Raw genomic sequence first — 15,777 nt, 5'->3', positions numbered from 1 at the left:
CAACGAAACGATATGAACAATACATTTATGAACGAGTAATAAATTCTAACTGCGAACAGGTTGGTCGAACAGAGCAATTGAGTACAGAATCAGTGGAAAGTATATTTAAATCGGTAAGTAATCAATGGGAAAAAAAAGAGTTGTTCTCTCAATTCAAACGGGAAAGATTTCTTCGTCTATTTTATTGCGAAAGTTAGGGAACTATAGTCGAAAAAATCGTTTATATCAAGCTTTTCAAGAACTGGGACGGGTAGTGAGAACGGTGTTTTTGTTGCAGTATATTTCGGATATGCAACTACGACAACAGATTACGGCAGTTACGAATAAGGTGGAAGCTTATCACGGTTTTGCAAAATGGTTTTTCTTTGGGGGTGAGGGGGTAATTGCTAATAATGACCCAACTGAACAGGAGAAGATTATCAAGTACAACGATTTGATTGCAAATGCGGTGGTGTTTCACAACACGGTTGATTTAACTGAGGTGTTGCGCCAACTTCAACGTGAGGGTTATTTGCTGATGCGTTCTGATGTGGCGGCTTTAAGTCCTTATTTGACCAGTCAAATCAAGCGTTTTGGGGATTACCTGATTGATTTAGACGTGGTGCCGCAGGCGTTGGATGAGGAGATGGTGTTGACGTTTTCAGCCCCATAATCCTATCTCTGCGAGGAGTTTCTTTACATTTCTTTACGTCGTGTCCTATTGAGAGGGTCGAGGGGAACATTACTATTCCACCCCTCCCGTCCGAAACCGTGCTTGCCAGTTTCCCGGCACACGGCTACTCAATGTGTTTCCATTTTGTCAATATGGGACTTCAAGCTGCCATCATTGGCAGTTTTATCATCGTGGCAATGACGATGTAATAATTGGAGATTTTGCCATTCCTTCTTACCTCCACAGGAAATGGGTTTAATATGGTCAATTTCCAATAAATCGCCTTCTTGAAAATGCAAATTACACCAAGCACATTTCCCCTGTTGTTGTTTGAGAAGCTTCGCTTTCGTAGTAGGCATCTCAGGGTGTTTGCTTAGTCTTAAACTCCAGTAAATTAAGTCACCATCAAAAGGACTTTTATCACCGCGAACTTTTACATAATCGTTCACACTGGAGTGAAATTCGATATGTGTTAGTAACCGGAAAGGATTACTTTCTGACCTAGTGGTGAATACCCAATGGTTATCGCCTATGGTGTGCCAGTATTTTTGATGACCTAAATTAATGCTCCCAGTCTGTCTTTTAGCCCATCTTCTCAACCGAAGATAAGTAATCCTATCTAAGTGGGAGAAGTCCCCAGTGGTTCCGGCATCTGAGACTCTATAATATGAAGCCCATCCCCTGATAATAGGGTTGAGGTCTTTAATTAGTTCTGCTTGAGAACGTGACCTGTTTTTTGTGATGATGCTTTTCATATTCTGTTTATGAGCCTCAATTGCCTTCTTAGAGGGGGTAATGAGGGTGATGAAACCAAGTTTTTTACCTTGACTATTTTTATTGTCTCGGTATTTTCCCACCTTTATCTGTTGAATATGATGTCCCAAAAAATCAAATCCTGGTTGACCATCTTCACTTAAATGGGGGTATAGCGTATGTGCTATTCGCGTCTTTTCTGGTTTCAATTCTAAGCCAATACCTTTGAGCCAATCTTTGATTAATTCCTCACACCTCTTAATGACCGCTAAGGATTCATTTAACACCACAAAATCGTCGGCGTACCTAATACAGGTTACGCCAGATATTTCGCAGCCAAATTTGCTTTTAGCCCCTCTAATTTTCCCGGCTGAATTGACCGGAAATTCTTGGTTGAGTAGGCTTTCTAATCCATGTAAGGCGATGGATGCCAATAAGGGCGAAATTACACCGCCTTGTGGTGTTCCTGCCTTAGTAGCTGCAAATTTTCCGGAATCTATTACTCCCGATTTGAGCCAAGCTTTGATTTGTTGCCTGACTGAACCGTTCATATTTAATTTCCGAAGTAATGCTTCCTGATCTATTCGGTCAAAACATTGTGAGATATCTGCATCTAAAACAAATTTAGATTTAGATACTATGCAGTTTTTGATGTGTTTGATGGCATCATGGTATGACCTACCGGGTCGAAAACCGTAGCTTGATGGCTCAAAACGAGCCTCCCATTCCGGTTCAAGGGTAGCTTTCACTACTGCTTGTAAGGCACGGTCAAAAATAGTGGGTATCGAGAGCGGTCTAAATTCGGTTTTCCCTGGTTTTGGTATCCATATCCTCCTTTCGGTTATTTCCGAACCAAGGTGTGTCCGAAACACCAGCTTATTTCCCTTGGTGAGATTTGACGATGGCTCAACGACACTTCGTTTACTCTCCCCATAAACTCTTGCTTGCAGTTGGTGCTTTCAGCAATTACCACCATTAACCGCTTTCATCCCCGCTTTACAGATTTGATAGTCAGTCTTCTCCGTAGGGGCTACCATTATTGGTAGTTTATGTGCTTTCAACCCCGCACCAGGGCAGTAAGAATTGATTCTTTGAGAACCTCACTTACATGGATATCAAGTTGTCATTAGTAGAGGATTAAAGTGCGGACTCAACCAAGAGAGGTTACTCTACTAAAGCCTGGAATCCCCCCATGAAATGGGTTTCTCCAGAACGAATCGCACTTGCGCGTATCTCGGCTTTACCCCTAAAAGGGTTTAATCCTCTGATTTATCAGTCAAGTTGAGCATTTAAAAACCTGCGCGAGTGCAGTGATGCGTAGCATTATCGCCTAGAGGGAAAAGATGGGGATGTGCGATCGCATTTAAGAAAAGGTGGAGGTCTGCGATATGCCTCCGGCAGGCTACGCCAACGCATAAAAGCAGAAAATTAGAGTGCGATCGCTTTTGGGGAAAAGATGAGTATACGATCGCTTTTTCCAGAAAAGATGGGAGTGTGCGATCGCTTATCAAGTAAAATTCACAGGTGTAGTTTCTATGTTGTTTTCTTTGTATTTTACTGATTACCACTTGCAAAGCAGCCTACTTAGGGCTTGCTGAATAAAAGTAAAAAGTAAGATAGGCAATGGTGAAAGCGCCTTTTTTGCATATACAAGTGCAAGTTTTTCAGACCTTTTGGCGCAAAATTCAATACTCCTTTCGAGGAAATTGTAGGGACACGGCATGAAAGAGATAACGTAAGAGTAGCAAATATTAATGATGCCGTGTCCCTACCCCCACCAATAGACTTATTCAGCAAGCCCTACTTAGCGCCATCAATTCCGCCGCCAAATTTTGATAGTCTTGTCCGCACTGCCACTAGCAAGGGTTTGTCCATCTGGGCTAAACACAACAGATGTAACATTAGAATGTCCAGAAACTTGTTCTCTTTTTTGTTTCTTCTGCACCGACCATAGCTTAATCTGCCCAGTTTCGCTACCATTAGTAATAATGGTTTTTCTGTCGGGACTCAGAGCAATGTCTTGTAGCCAAATCAAAAAGGAAATTAAGTTCAACCAAAAATTCATAGGTTGGCCCTTCTGATGTACTTCTATGATTCTCTACGCTCCAAGCTTTCTCATCCCAAAATACATAGCTAGCATATTTTTCCAATGATTCTACATAATTGTTAAAAGCTTGTTGCCCATCCGCATTTTCAGCGTAATATTTAGCTCTCTCCCAAAATCTTTAGAGAGACATTCCAAGGTCAAAAATATGCAAAGATAGCACAAGAGCGTAATTGTAGTGAAGGTTATGTTAGAAGTAATGCTTCTGAACTATGGAAAATACTTTCTGAAGCGTTAGGAGAAGAAGTTAGTAAGACAAATGTTCAATTAATATTAGAAAGAGCAAAATTTTATAACTCTTCATCAGCGATTGGTAAATCAGCTATTGGTAGAGATTATGTAACAGTTAATAACGTCAATATTTGTCCGCAAAATTCTCAACCTTCACAAGCTACTCCACAAACCGAACAAACCCCAAAACCACACATCGACTTAGGCGACGCGCCGGAAATTTTCAGTTTTTTCGATCGCACCCCGCAACTAACCACCCTAGAAACCTGGATCTTACAACAAAACACACGCCTAATCGCAATTTTAGGAATTAGTGGAATTGGCAAAACCACCCTTTCACTACAACTAATCGAACAAATCAAACACAACTTTAATTACATCATTTATCGCAGTCTTCGCTTTTCCCCAACCCTAGAAACAACCCTCACCAACCTACTACAAATCTTCGCGCCAAAAACAGAAACACCCCAAAATATTGAAACCCAACTTTCCCAACTTCTCAACTACCTCCGCCAGCATCGTTGTTTAATTATCCTTGATGATGTACATACCCTTTTTAGCAGCAAACAACTTGCCGGACAATATCAAACTGGTTATGAAAATTATCACTTATTTTTTCAATTAATTACCCAAGTTAATCATCAGAGTTGTTTGATAGTAAATACTTGGGAAAAACCTAGAGAAGTTGTCCAATTAAAAAAAGAAAATAATGCCATACATTGCTTATTGTTAGAAGGTTTAGGAGAAGCAGCTAAAGAAATTCTTAGAGAACAAGACTTATTAGATGAAGACTGTTGGCAAACTTTGATTGAACAATATCAAGGTAATCCCCTTTGGTTAGAATTGACTGCTAACCTAATTAAAGAATTATTTGCCGGAAGAGTCTCTGAGTTTTTGCAATGTGATACACTGATTTTAAGCGAATCTTTGCAAGCACAACTAGACCAACAATTTCAGCGTTTAACATCACAATAAATTGCTGTAATGATTCAGCTAGCTAACGAAAATGAACCTGTTTCTTTAGCACATCTCATCAAAAATATAAACTTACCAACTTCAGAATTATTAAATGCAATACAATCACTGGGAATGCGTTTGTTATTGGATGTGAAAGAATGCGATCGGACAAGATTTTTTAATTTAAATCCGGTGTTGAAACAGTATGTTAAAAATCGATATACTGAAAGCAACAATGGGAGATAGGTATACTAGAGTAAAATTAGATTAAATTGGCTCGATATTTAACAATACTATCACCAATGTATGAAAGCAATTGAAACTACAGCCACAATTAATGAAAATGGGGAACTTACACTAGATAAATCCCTAGAAGTCACCAAACCCCAGCGCGTTCGTGTTATTGTTTTACTTTCCGAAGAAGACGAAATCGAGCCAGATGAAACACCAACAGAAATAGTTAGGGCTTGCTGAAAAAGTCTGTTGGTGAGGGTAGGGACACGGCATCATTAATATTTGCAACTCCTGCGTTATCTTTTGAATGCCGTGTCCCTACTTTAGGTAAATCACCCTACCAGCTAGATAGAAGCGGGTTAGAAGCTATTTAATGCTTAGGTCAGATTTAGGTCAGTTTTTTATGTCAGATAACTTGATTAACCAGTTTTTAATACAAAATGTAAAGTAAGGCAAAAGCCTGAAACCCTTACTGTATCTTAATTCTTAAAAAGCCCGTGACGAGGATTGAACTCGTGACCTCACCCTTACCAAGGGTGTGCTCTACCACTGAGCTACACGGGCATCGTGGAAGGTGGGCCGGGCTGGATTTGAACCAGCGTAGGCATAGCCAGCGGATTTACAGTCCGCCCCCATTAACCACTCGGGCACCGACCCGTTTGATCCACGATTACTAATAGTAGCACTCAATTTTTGGGTTGACAAGGGGTTTGCAGAAAATTTTTTTGTATTGATTTCCTGACAAAGAAGAGTCTGCTTTAAAGGCGTGACAGCTTACTTTTACCGACACTGACTCTGGGAGGAATGTCACTTTCATCATAGATTTCTCCGACCAACTCTTCGAGAATATCTTCCAAGGTGATTAAACCGACTGTTCCCCCGTATTCATCGACTACAATAGCCAAATGTAACCGTGACTGTAGCATCTCTTTGAGTAAACTGGGTACTCGCTTAGTTTCTGGAACATAGAAAGGAGAGTCCATTGCTTCTGTTACCAATGCTTTAGAACAATCCTCTTTTTGACAATTGTTGAGATGTTGCAATGCCCGTTTCAAGTGAACTACTCCCACAATTTCATCTTTGGAATCTTCCTGTACCGGAATCCGGGAATAACCTGTTTCTAAACAAAGATTCACCAAATCTTCTAAAGTTGCTTCGTGGGAAATTGTTCTCATCTCAATTCTAGGTTTAACTACATCACGGGCGCTGAGATTATCTAGTGTTAAAGCTTTACTCAATAACTGATGCTTATCTAAATCCAAGTAACCTTTACCACCCAATACTTCAATCATCAGTTGGAGATCTCTTAAAGATTCTCCTTCGGGAACATTACCTCTCTCAAACAAACGGATTACACTTTGGGCGATGTTTTGAAAGAGATAAATTACTGGGGATAAGGGAATTGAAAGCCAGTAAACGGGACGCACTGCTAACCTAAAAATTGGCATAACATGAGTAATTGCCAAAGATTTAGGCGTTACTTCCCCAAAAATTAGCACCAGAAAGGTAACAACTGCTGTGGCAACTCCTATCCCTGCATTACCTAACCAAAGGGCAAATAGGTTACTTGTCAGAATAGCGGAAAAATTATTTACCAAGTTGTTACCGATTAAAAGAGTGGTGATAAACTTGGCGCGGTTTTCCAGTACTAAGGTAAAAATCTTTCGGGGATCTCCTTGTTCCTTAATTAAGGCGCGGAGTTTAAAATTGTCTAGTCCGGTAATTGCGGTTTCTGAACCGGAAAAAAATGCTGATAATAACAGCATGATTACCAAGGCTGAAATATCAAGCCAAATATTCCCCAAAAGCGGGCCACTTTCTGTGGTAGTTAGTAAGTAGGACTGATTTGATAAGAAAATCACTGGTTGCTAAGGAAGGAAGAAGGCATTTACTCTATCCTGGAAATAAATTTTTTCTTGTCTTTTCCCAATCGTATTTTTCTGATGACTTAACTCTTTGCAGGAGTAAGGGTTTGATTTTCTTTTCTACCTCACGGAGGGCGAAAGGAAGTACGGGGGAATTAGCAGGATGGAGTAAAGGGTGAAAAGGCAAAAGAAAAGCAAAGCTTTCTTTCACCTTTTATTTTTACCTTTTTACTCTAAATTAGCTCACCTGTTTCTTGTAGTGAGTGGAGACGATGATAAATTCCTTCTCGGTGCAATAGTTCGCTGTGTGTACCAACTTCGACTATTTGACCTTGGTCTAACACAATGATTTTATCTGCTTCCCGAATGGTGCTGAGTCGGTGGGCAATAATGATTGTGGTACGAGTGCCTAAGATACTTCGCATTGCTAGCTGGATCGATCGCTCAGACTCATAATCCAAACTAGAGGTTGCTTCATCAAAGATTAGCACATCGGGATTGACTAACAGCGCCCTGGCAATTCCTAAGCGCTGTCGCTGTCCACCAGAAAGTCTTACGCCTCGTTCCCCGACAACTGTATAGTAACCTTGGGGCATTTCCCGAATTACTTCATCTACTCTGGCGATGCGACAAGCTTCTTCTACTTCGGCAAATGTGGCGTTGGGATTGCCATATTTCAGGTTATCGAGGATTGTACCGTTAAAGATGTCTACTTCTTGGTGGACGATCGCTAATCTGCGTCGGTAAGCTGTAACATCAAGGTTGCGAATGTCTTCTCCGTCGATTAAAATCCGCCCTTGGGTTGGTTCAAAGTACCGAAACAATAGCTTCACTAAAGTCGATTTTCCTGAACCAGAACGCCCGACTAAAGCTACAGTTTGATAGGGTTCAATGAGTAGGTTAATGTTTTTTAGGACTAAGCGATCGCTAACATAGCCAAAACTCATTTTGCCGAACTCTATTTTACCTGTAAACTGATAGCTAGTACTCGGAAGCAAACCATTTCCTGATGAGATTAAATCAATGGCATCTTCGCCAGATGGTTTCTGAATAAATTCATGAAATCTCAGCATCGAAGCATAGCGCCGTGCAAATACTTCTGCTAATTGACTAATCGGTTCTAACTCGGCATAAGCCATGCTAGAAATAGTTAAAGTTGTGACAAAATGCCCTAAAGAAATTTTTCCCTCAGCTGTAGCAGCTAGGGTCAAACCTAACACCATGAACACGAAGAATTGAATCACAGTCCTTTGCCAAGTATTTAACTTGACGTAACTTTTGTGAATTCGGTAATCAACTACTTTCAATTCTCGATCGAGGCGTTCATTTTGTCGGTTGAATTCTCTTGGTTCGGTAGCAAACGCTTTGACTGTCTTGATATTGGTGATAATTTCCGAAGTGCGGCTTTCAGTATTTTCCATATACTTATCTAGCCGTTCTTCTTTTTTCATTATCTCTTGCAAATTTTTCATGCTAAATCCCAGAATTAGCAGAAAAGACAGCAAAAACAGAATAGCAATTCGCCACTCTATCAAACAAATAATCACAAAAATTCCCAAAACTCTGGCAAGTTTGGGAATTAATTGTCCAGCGACTTCTGGGTAAGTCCATGTATGATTAGAAATGCCTCTGGCGACTCTTCCGGCAATGCGACCTGGGTTGTTTTCATCATAAAATTCTAAGGGTAAAGTGAGGATTTTTTCTAAGGCTTTTCGGAAATTATCTCGCCGAGAACGGAGGGCGATTTCCCAATGAAACCAAGAACTAATCCAAGGTTGAATGGGTGCTCTGACTACCGTGACAAAAAAGATGATTGCTAACAACACACTTAGGGATAAAATCTTACTTGCAGGTATCCCGGTCAGTGTGGCTACTGCTGCGATCGCTGTTTGCAATGGGCCATCTAAACTCTGTCCAGATAGCACGTTTAAAATTTGCCCAATGGTATAAGGAACCATTAGGTCAAGGATCTCAAACACACTCGTAGCGGTAATGCTCAAAAGTGCGATCGTCCGATAAGGACGAAAATATCCGACGACATCTGCAAATTTTGCCATGTCTTGGCTTGGGAACGACAACCACACCCAGTCTTCCATAAAATCTAACTGGGCTTTTTGTATTATAGTTGTAATATAAAACTTTAGCGGTGCTAAAATCTAAAATCTCATGGCTACACCAAAATCCCCCACCCCAGAAAAATACGCCCGACTCAAAGAGGAGATCAAAGCGCCTTATCGTGGATTAAGACAGTTTATTTATATAGCTTTTGGCGCTTCAGGACTTATTGGCGCTGTAGTGTTTTTATCCCAACTAGCCGCAGGTCGAGAAGTTGACACAGCCCTGCCTAATTTTGCCCTGCAACTGGGTATATTAGCTTTAATGGTGTGGCTGTTCCGCTTAGAAGCACGAGCCGCCAAAAAATCCCAGGCGAAAAAAGCCAAGCGTGATTTGTGATTTAAATCAACGCCGGAATTCTTAAAAAAGTCTAAAGATTTTTAGAAATTTCGCTTAGGTAACGTATAGGCAAAATAAATTTACAGAAAGCAACAATTCAAGAAAATTAGTAAGAAATATAAAAAAAACATTAACAATTTTAGTATTTCGCGATATTGCTGTCACAATAATGGTGTCTGAAACGGGGTCAGCCTATATAAAGACCCTGACTATAAAATCCCGCCTGGACATAAATACCGGGTTTTTCAATGGGGTCAGCTAATATAAAGACCCCGCATAAAAAAACTGACAGCTTTTTAAAGTCAGATTAAAGCACCAGCCGCAGAACTTAACTGAGGCTGGTGCTTGATTTTGAGTCGGTTGTAAACACTGAGCGTGTTTCCCGCTGGGAAAGAAACACACTCAGTGTTTACAACGAACGGATTATTGTCCGCCAGCTTCTGATGGGGTGTTGGAGGAAATGGTGACTACGTAAGGAGAAGCGATCGCTTCTGCACGTCCCGAATTTACCATTGCCTGATAGACAAAAGCAGCAAGATCGGCTCTAGTGACAACTTGGTTGGGATTTAACTGACTTTGCTCTGGGTAGTTTACCACTAACTTTTGGTTAGTGGCAGCGGCGACAGCTGGGGCGGCGTAACTGGGAATTTGAGCCGCATCTTTATAAAAAGACAGCACAGTAGGATTAGCATTAGGCAGTTTTAAACCAGTTGCTAAAGCCACTAATGCTTGGACTCTAGTAATAGGTTGCAGAGGTCGGAAATTGCTCCCTTCCCCAGATAAATAACCACCTCGGTAAGCAGCTTGAATGGCAGGAAAAGCCCAAAAATTACTTCTCACATCGGCAAAATTCATGCTGGGGCGCTGTGGTGCGGGGGCAAAAGCTTTTTGAATAATGACAGCAAATTGGGCGCGGTTGACTGGTTCGCTGGGACGAAATGTACCATCTTCATAACCAGTTAAGATACCTTTAGCGGCGAGGGCTTCAATATAAGGTTTTGCCCAGTGTCCTTCAATATCTGCAAAAGCGGCATGATTTCCCCCAGTGGGCGGTTTTACCGTTGCGGCGACGAAATTGACTCGCCCGGAAATGCGACTGCGGTTAATATCGTTACCGATCGCCAAAATAGTAACTGTAGAAGTAGCATTTTGCAGGTCTACATTGGCATTATTGCGGATAATATTATTTCCAGGTTCAGTGTCAGTTCCCAAATCAGGTTGAGCATTAATCGTGACAACAATACCAGCACGGGAATTATTTTGAATTAAATTATTCCGCAACACCGGACGGGCGGAATCATTAATATAAACCCCATCAGTGTTTTGCAGAATCCGATTTTCTGCAATTAACGGAGAAGATGTACCCCCAATAGCAATACCAAAACCCGTACTTTGAAACTGATTCCGCAAAATTTGCCCTTTAGCAGCACGCGCCACAGAAATTCCATTGCCATCATTGCGGGTAAACAGGTTATTTTCTATTTTGGGATTCGCTTCCCCAGTAATAAATATTCCTTCCCGCTTGCTATCACTAAAAGTGTTATTGGCAATAGTCGGATTGCCCGATTCTACCCAAACACCTGTACCTCGTTTGAGCGGGTTAGTCACACTCACCCCGCGAATTTCGGATTCACTTTCCGCTACAATTGTGACGTTTTGACCTGCAAAAGTCGGGCTAAGATATTTACCACCACCGAGAATCACAATACTCTGACCTCTAGTGGAATCATTCCCCCGTAAAATTACGCCCCGTTTAACGGTTAAGGGGAAAACTTCGCCAGTTTGTGCGGTGTAAGAACCTGGTGCTAGCTGAATTACTGTTCCCGGTTGCGCTTGTTGGAGCGCGAATGTAATAGTGCGATAAGGTGCAGCTTGATTACCAGCACCCGCACTATCATTGCCTGTTTGGGGATTAACGTAAATAATATTGGCAGCTGTAGGTGCAGGCGATTGATTTGTTTGTTGGGAGATTAACTGAGAGTTTGCCCAAGCAGGAAGTAAAATTAATCCACTAGAAGCAGAAAGCAAGAATGCTGCTAATCCAGCTTTTAGTGTTTTAGCAGGTTGAATGGATTTAGGAGAATTCTGGTTCAAAATAGTCACCTGATAAATATGAGTTGCCAAGTGTTTACCCATTTTCGGGTATTTTGAGTGCTATATTTTTATACTTGGTACAGATGAAAGTCATCTATGAGGTTTTTAGCTGTTGATTTACCACATTCAACACTCGATATGCAAGAGCTATAGGTAGTAAAGTTAGTAATTGTAATTTGGTTTTCCCACGAAAAAAACTGCCGCCTTGGAAGCAGCAGTCCTGAGAATTGAGAAAGTAATTGCACCGAAAGCGATCGATTTAATAAGCTAATGTTTCTAAAGTTTCGCGTAGATAACGACGCACTCGATAATCAAGGCTGGTATCATCTCGATCGAGTTGTTGTTCATATTGCCAGCGCTCAAAACCGGAACAGGAAGCGATCGCTTCTTTGAGGTTATCCCAGATTTGAGCATCGTTAATATCTTGAATGTTGGAAGAGGTAGGTTGTTTAGCCATAACTATCACAAAGAGCAATAACAGATTAGGTGGATCAAGTAGACTTAGTATCTTCTATTGTGAATGAATTTGAATTTTAGCTTGGTGTTTTTGGCGACAATTTTCTGGGTAAAATTCTATCTACTTGAAAACCTGCGATCGTAAAATCGGCAGAAATTTTTTCCACTGGATAAGGTTCTGTAGTCGCAAAAGCTGATTCTTTGGTAAGTAAAACACCCAAAACACTCAAAGGAATCTGAAAAAACAGATTAGATAACATAAAAGCTACTCCAGCAACTAACAACCCAGCAATTCGCCTGGATGGTGCTAAACTTGAGATTCCCAATGCCAGAGGAGCGATTCTATAAATTTGCCACAGCACCAAAAGTAAAAACAATGGTGCTGCTATTGCTCCTACCCTTTCTAAAGGACGTTTGAATAAACTCAAAATCTTTCTTTGTTCAACAGTTAGTACTTCTGGTTTGAGAGCTACTACCAAGATGCAGAAAATATTAAAGGGTTTTACCAACTGCATCCACAAAACTGGAACAATACCAATTACTGCAATTAAACTAAATTCTAACCAGGCTGGCAATAAGGGATTAGCGATCGCCAACGAAAGCAGCACTATTCCTAACCAAATCGGGAAAGCGGCTATTCCAGCTAAATGAATCCAGAGGAAAGGCTCAGACCAAAAAGAAGGGATCATAAAGTAATGAGTTTTAAGTGATGAGTTTTAAGTTAGTAACTTAACTCAAAACTCAAAACTCAAAACTCAAAACTATCTAAAACTTTACATTTTGACCTAACTGCCAGTCAAAGTCCGGCGTTTTGTCACCATGCGGTAAGCTTCGATAATATCGCCTTCTTGCCAGTCGTTGAACTTATCGATGCCGACACCGCATTCAAATCCGGCATTTACTTCTTTAGCATCTTCCTTCATCCGTTTCAAGGAATCCATTGAGCCTTCGTAAATCACTTGATTATTGCGGCGTACCCGCACTTTACAGTTACGGATCACCTTGCCAGATTGAATATAACAACCAGCAACCGCGCCTCGACCCACAGGGAAGACAGCCCGGACTTCCACCTGACCAAGGGGTTCTTCTACCAATTCTGGTTCCAGCAAGCCTTCCATCGCCCCTTGGATGTCTTCCAAGAGTTTATAAATGATGTTGTACTCGCGGACATCGATACCTGCTTGGTCTGCGGCTTGACGTGCGCCACTAGCCAGGGTAGTGTTGAAGCCAATAATTACAGCGTTACTTGCTGCGGCTAGGTCAACGTCTGTCTGCGTAACTTCCCCTGGTGCAGCTAACAAGATCCGAATTTGCACCTGATTTTGGGGCAGTTGTTGTAATGAGCCGATAATCGCTTCTAGAGAACCTTGAACGTCTGCTTTCAAGATCAAGTTTAGTTCTTTGAGTTCTCCTTCTTGAGCTTGTGCCGAGAGGGTAGTTAGAGTCACACCGCGCATCAAGCGAGATTGCCGTTGTTGTTCGGCGCGTGCTTCGGCAGTTACTCTAGCTTTCTTCTCATCTTGGTAGACTTCAAACTCATCGCCTGCTGCCGGAACATCGCCCAAACCTAAGACTTCTACGGCAAAAGAAGGTGTTGCGGCATCGACTCGCTGACCGCGATCGTCAATCATCGCCCGGACTTTACCAAATGCCGATCCGGCTACGAGGATATCACCGACCTGCAAAGTACCATTTTGAACTAACAGGGTAGCAACTGGCCCTCTAGATTTGTCTAGGTTAGCTTCAATTACAGTACCTTTAGCTGACCGATTCGGGTTAGCCAAGAGGTTTTCATCTACTTCAGCGATCAGCAGAATCATTTCCAGAAGTGTATCCAAATTTTGTTTTTGGATGGCACTCACTGGCACCATAATGGTTTCGCCGCCCCATTCTTCTGGTACTAGACCAAATTCGGTTAATTCTTGCTTAACGCGATCGGGCTGTGCTTCTGGCTTATCAATTTTATTAATCGCCACTAAAATTGGCACTTCCGCCGCTTTAGCGTGACTGATAGCTTCCTCTGTCTGAGGTTGTACCCCATCATCAGCAGCGACCACTAACACGGCAATATCCGTCACCCTAGCTCCCCTTGCCCGCATTGCAGTAAAGGCTTCGTGACCCGGAGTATCCAGAAATACCACCTGTTGAGTTTCGCCGTTATGCTGAACATCTACGTGGTAAGCACCAATATGCTGGGTAATTCCACCTGCTTCTCCCTGAGCCACTTTGCTAGCTCGGATTGCATCCAACAAGCTGGTTTTACCGTGATCGACGTGACCCATGATGGTAACAACTGGAGGACGACGCTCTAAGTATTCCCGATCTTCAGCATCAATCATCTCGCTACCTTTAGTAGCTTTCGATTGCGGCTGAGCAGTTTCTACTTTTACGCCTAGTTCGTCTGCCACCATTTTTATAGTAGCCTGATCCAAGTTTTGGGTCACGCTAACGGGAATTCCCTTCATGAATAACCGTCTGATGATTTCCGTTTCCGCTATTCCCAAAGCTGCAGCTAGTTCCTGCACGCTCATATTGCCCGTTAACACTAGCTCTTGCGGACGTTCTGGTGCTACTTCTTCGCGATTGCGCCTGTTGTTCGCTGCCCGATTAGCACTTCCTCCATCTCGTGAAGGTTTAGTTCTGGCTGTTGGTAAAGTAGCAACAGGTGTGGGTTGAGATGGTTTGGTAGCTTTTGGCTTCGGTGGACGAGCTACAGACAAACTGACTTGAATAGCCGGAGCTAAAGCGTCGAGTTCGGGATCGTCAAAATCGATCTCGTCTTCATCAATGATTTGCTTGCTGCGTTTACCCTTACCAGCCAGCTTCGCCGCCTTTTGCGGTTGTTCCTCTTCTTCTTCTTCCCATTTCCTTTTCTTGGTGGGCGCTGTCCTTGGCGGAATCGCCACAGGTCGCTTCAGTTCTTTGTCTGCCTTGCGTTGTTTGCCTTCTCTTTCGTCATCTATGATTACTGGTTCTACATCTTCCTCACCGACAGTTCTATCAGTAGGTTTCAACGCTGCGGGGGCGTTTGGTCTGACTGGCGGTTTGGGGCGTACCAGGTCTGGTATTGCTGGTACTGGTGCGGCAACTGCGGCGGGTCGATTTGGTTTCTCACCTGTTGGGGCAACTCTTTCCGGTCTTTCTTGCCGATCCTTTGGTTGTCCTACAGGTTTGAGTTTTTTCCGGGGTTGCTCGCTCTTGGGTTGCTCTGGTTTTGGCTGCTCAACTGCCTGTGCTGGTTGCGGTTGTTGCGGTTGAGGTCGTGGTGTTGGCAGTGACGTGTTAGGGCTGGCTGCACTTGGTCTTGACGGTGGTTCAACCAGCTTGGGTTTTGGTGCTACCGGAGCAGTGGGTGGATTGTGTAATTTTGCTTTCCCATCCGATTTCCCATCCGATGTATCCCTGTCCCTATCTGCTTGCTTAGCGATCGTCTCCGGTTGAGGATTGGGGCGCACTGGTTTGTTCGGCGCTGTCTGTTTTACGGATGACTGCGTTGGCTGATTGTTAACTGGCGCTCTGGGGGGAATCGCAACTGTTGGCCCCTGTGGCTTACCTGGGTTGTTGGAGATCTCCTGATGCTGGCGAATTCCTAAAATCTGTTGTTTCTTAGGAGGATTGGGTTTAGCTCCCGATCCGGGCGCATTAGCGCTCGCTTGTGAGTTGTGGTTATTTCTAGAACCTGATGTTGAGACGCGATTCATTACCTCTTTAGTTGGAGAAGAATGCTGAGCGGTGTATTTTTCCGCAGCCGTGCGAATGCGTTCTGCATCCGCGTCTGGAATGGTGCTGCTATGGCTTTTTACCGGAATTCGCAGCTGGTCGCAAATAGCAAGGATATCCTTATTTTCCAAATTCAATTCCCGTGATAACTCGTAAATTCTGACTTTGCCGTTGTTCATCCACGCTTTCCCCTTGAATCCTACCAGTGGTTACTCTTCGTAAGAGCCACTGTTGCTTGATAGTTGTTTACATCATTG

The 15,777-nt window shown here is 42.6% G+C and carries 13 protein-coding genes, 2 tRNA genes and 1 pseudogene; 5 read left to right on the top strand and 11 right to left on the bottom strand.

Features of this window, described 5'->3' with window-relative positions:
- Positions 1-136 precede the first annotated feature (136 nt).
- Positions 137-652 (top strand): annotated as a pseudogene (locus tag ACE1CC_RS33870) (Tn3 family transposase); the annotation flags it as partial.
- Between the two features lie 128 nt (positions 653-780).
- On the opposite strand, the gene ACE1CC_RS33865 reads toward ACE1CC_RS33870, so the two are convergent.
- The 3 genes from ACE1CC_RS33865 to ACE1CC_RS33855 form a co-directional block, all read right to left on the bottom strand.
- On the bottom strand, positions 781-2,277 hold the full coding sequence (locus ACE1CC_RS33865; protein WP_413274831.1) for a group II intron reverse transcriptase: 1,497 nt from the start codon (positions 2,275-2,277) through the stop codon (positions 781-783).
- 417 nt (positions 2,278-2,694) lie between these two features.
- Positions 2,695-2,973, bottom strand: a complete 279-nt coding sequence (locus ACE1CC_RS33860; protein ID WP_413274830.1) for a hypothetical protein — start codon at positions 2,971-2,973, stop codon at positions 2,695-2,697.
- A gap of 245 nt (positions 2,974-3,218) precedes the next feature.
- Positions 3,219-3,470, bottom strand: coding sequence for a WD40 repeat domain-containing protein (locus ACE1CC_RS33855; RefSeq protein WP_413274829.1), 252 nt, complete (start codon positions 3,468-3,470; stop codon positions 3,219-3,221).
- Between the two features lie 156 nt (positions 3,471-3,626).
- Here ACE1CC_RS33855 and ACE1CC_RS33850 point away from each other — a divergent pair, with 156 nt between their 5' ends.
- Genes ACE1CC_RS33850 through ACE1CC_RS33840 form a run of 3 tightly spaced genes read left to right on the top strand, consistent with a single transcriptional unit; the run spans position 3,627 to position 5,171 of the window.
- Complete coding sequence (locus tag ACE1CC_RS33850; RefSeq protein WP_413274833.1) at positions 3,627-4,715, top strand: NB-ARC domain-containing protein; 1,089 nt, start codon at positions 3,627-3,629, stop codon at positions 4,713-4,715.
- 9 nt (positions 4,716-4,724) lie between these two features.
- Complete coding sequence (locus ACE1CC_RS33845; RefSeq protein WP_413274828.1) at positions 4,725-4,943, top strand: hypothetical protein; 219 nt, start codon at positions 4,725-4,727, stop codon at positions 4,941-4,943.
- Between the two features lie 60 nt (positions 4,944-5,003).
- Positions 5,004-5,171, top strand: a complete 168-nt coding sequence (locus ACE1CC_RS33840; RefSeq protein WP_413274827.1) for a type II toxin-antitoxin system RelN family antitoxin — start codon at positions 5,004-5,006, stop codon at positions 5,169-5,171.
- A 252-nt stretch (positions 5,172-5,423) separates the two neighbouring features.
- Here ACE1CC_RS33840 and ACE1CC_RS33835 read toward each other — a convergent pair.
- The 4 genes from ACE1CC_RS33835 to ACE1CC_RS33820 all read right to left on the bottom strand — a co-directional run bounded on the left by ACE1CC_RS33835 (position 5,424) and on the right by ACE1CC_RS33820 (position 8,853).
- Positions 5,424-5,495: transfer RNA gene (locus ACE1CC_RS33835), tRNA-Thr, on the bottom strand.
- Between the two features lie 11 nt (positions 5,496-5,506).
- Positions 5,507-5,588, bottom strand: a tRNA-Tyr gene (locus ACE1CC_RS33830).
- 101 nt (positions 5,589-5,689) lie between these two features.
- Entirely contained in the window at positions 5,690-6,793 is a 1,104-nt protein-coding gene (locus ACE1CC_RS33825; protein ID WP_413274826.1) for a hemolysin family protein, read from the bottom strand.
- A gap of 236 nt (positions 6,794-7,029) precedes the next feature.
- Complete coding sequence (locus ACE1CC_RS33820) at positions 7,030-8,853, bottom strand: ABC transporter ATP-binding protein (protein WP_413274825.1); 1,824 nt, start codon at positions 8,851-8,853, stop codon at positions 7,030-7,032.
- A 109-nt stretch (positions 8,854-8,962) separates the two neighbouring features.
- Between ACE1CC_RS33820 and ACE1CC_RS33815 the strand changes: the two genes are divergently transcribed.
- A complete protein-coding gene (locus tag ACE1CC_RS33815) occupies positions 8,963-9,250 on the top strand; it encodes a DUF3493 domain-containing protein (protein WP_413274824.1) in 288 nt (95 codons plus the stop codon).
- A 423-nt stretch (positions 9,251-9,673) separates the two neighbouring features.
- Here the strand turns inward: ACE1CC_RS33815 and ACE1CC_RS33810 are convergent, their stop codons facing one another.
- From ACE1CC_RS33810 to infB, 4 genes are all read right to left on the bottom strand, one after another.
- Positions 9,674-11,386 carry a DUF1565 domain-containing protein gene (locus tag ACE1CC_RS33810; protein WP_413274823.1) on the bottom strand — a complete coding sequence of 571 codons (1,713 nt, stop codon included), beginning with the start codon at positions 11,384-11,386 and terminating at the stop codon, positions 9,674-9,676.
- A 217-nt stretch (positions 11,387-11,603) separates the two neighbouring features.
- A complete protein-coding gene (locus tag ACE1CC_RS33805) occupies positions 11,604-11,801 on the bottom strand; it encodes a hypothetical protein (protein WP_413266254.1) in 198 nt (65 codons plus the stop codon).
- A gap of 76 nt (positions 11,802-11,877) precedes the next feature.
- Positions 11,878-12,489 carry a low-complexity tail membrane protein gene (locus ACE1CC_RS33800; RefSeq protein WP_413274822.1) on the bottom strand — a complete coding sequence of 204 codons (612 nt, stop codon included), beginning with the start codon at positions 12,487-12,489 and terminating at the stop codon, positions 11,878-11,880.
- A gap of 96 nt (positions 12,490-12,585) precedes the next feature.
- Positions 12,586-15,699, bottom strand: a complete 3,114-nt coding sequence (gene infB / locus ACE1CC_RS33795; RefSeq protein WP_413274821.1) for a translation initiation factor IF-2 — start codon at positions 15,697-15,699, stop codon at positions 12,586-12,588.
- Positions 15,700-15,777 lie beyond the last annotated feature (78 nt).

The organism is Floridaenema aerugineum BLCC-F46 (assembly GCF_041929345.1).
Classification (GTDB): domain Bacteria; phylum Cyanobacteriota; class Cyanobacteriia; order Cyanobacteriales; family Aerosakkonemataceae; genus Floridanema; species Floridanema aerugineum.
This window is presented reverse-complemented; position numbering and strand designations above follow the sequence as displayed.

Coding starts and splice junctions, on each gene's coding strand:
- infB (WP_413274821.1), bottom strand. CDS start 15,699: ATGAACAACGGCAAAGTCAGAATTTACGAGTTATCACGGGAATTGAAT.
- ACE1CC_RS33815 (WP_413274824.1), top strand. CDS start 8,963: ATGGCTACACCAAAATCCCCCACCCCAGAAAAATACGCCCGACTCAAA.
- ACE1CC_RS33845 (WP_413274828.1), top strand. CDS start 4,725: ATGATTCAGCTAGCTAACGAAAATGAACCTGTTTCTTTAGCACATCTC.
- ACE1CC_RS33800 (WP_413274822.1), bottom strand. CDS start 12,489: ATGATCCCTTCTTTTTGGTCTGAGCCTTTCCTCTGGATTCATTTAGCT.
- ACE1CC_RS33855 (WP_413274829.1), bottom strand. CDS start 3,470: ATGAATTTTTGGTTGAACTTAATTTCCTTTTTGATTTGGCTACAAGAC.
- ACE1CC_RS33805 (WP_413266254.1), bottom strand. CDS start 11,801: ATGGCTAAACAACCTACCTCTTCCAACATTCAAGATATTAACGATGCT.
- ACE1CC_RS33840 (WP_413274827.1), top strand. CDS start 5,004: ATGAAAGCAATTGAAACTACAGCCACAATTAATGAAAATGGGGAACTT.
- ACE1CC_RS33810 (WP_413274823.1), bottom strand. CDS start 11,386: ATGGGTAAACACTTGGCAACTCATATTTATCAGGTGACTATTTTGAAC.
- ACE1CC_RS33820 (WP_413274825.1), bottom strand. CDS start 8,853: ATGGCAAAATTTGCAGATGTCGTCGGATATTTTCGTCCTTATCGGACG.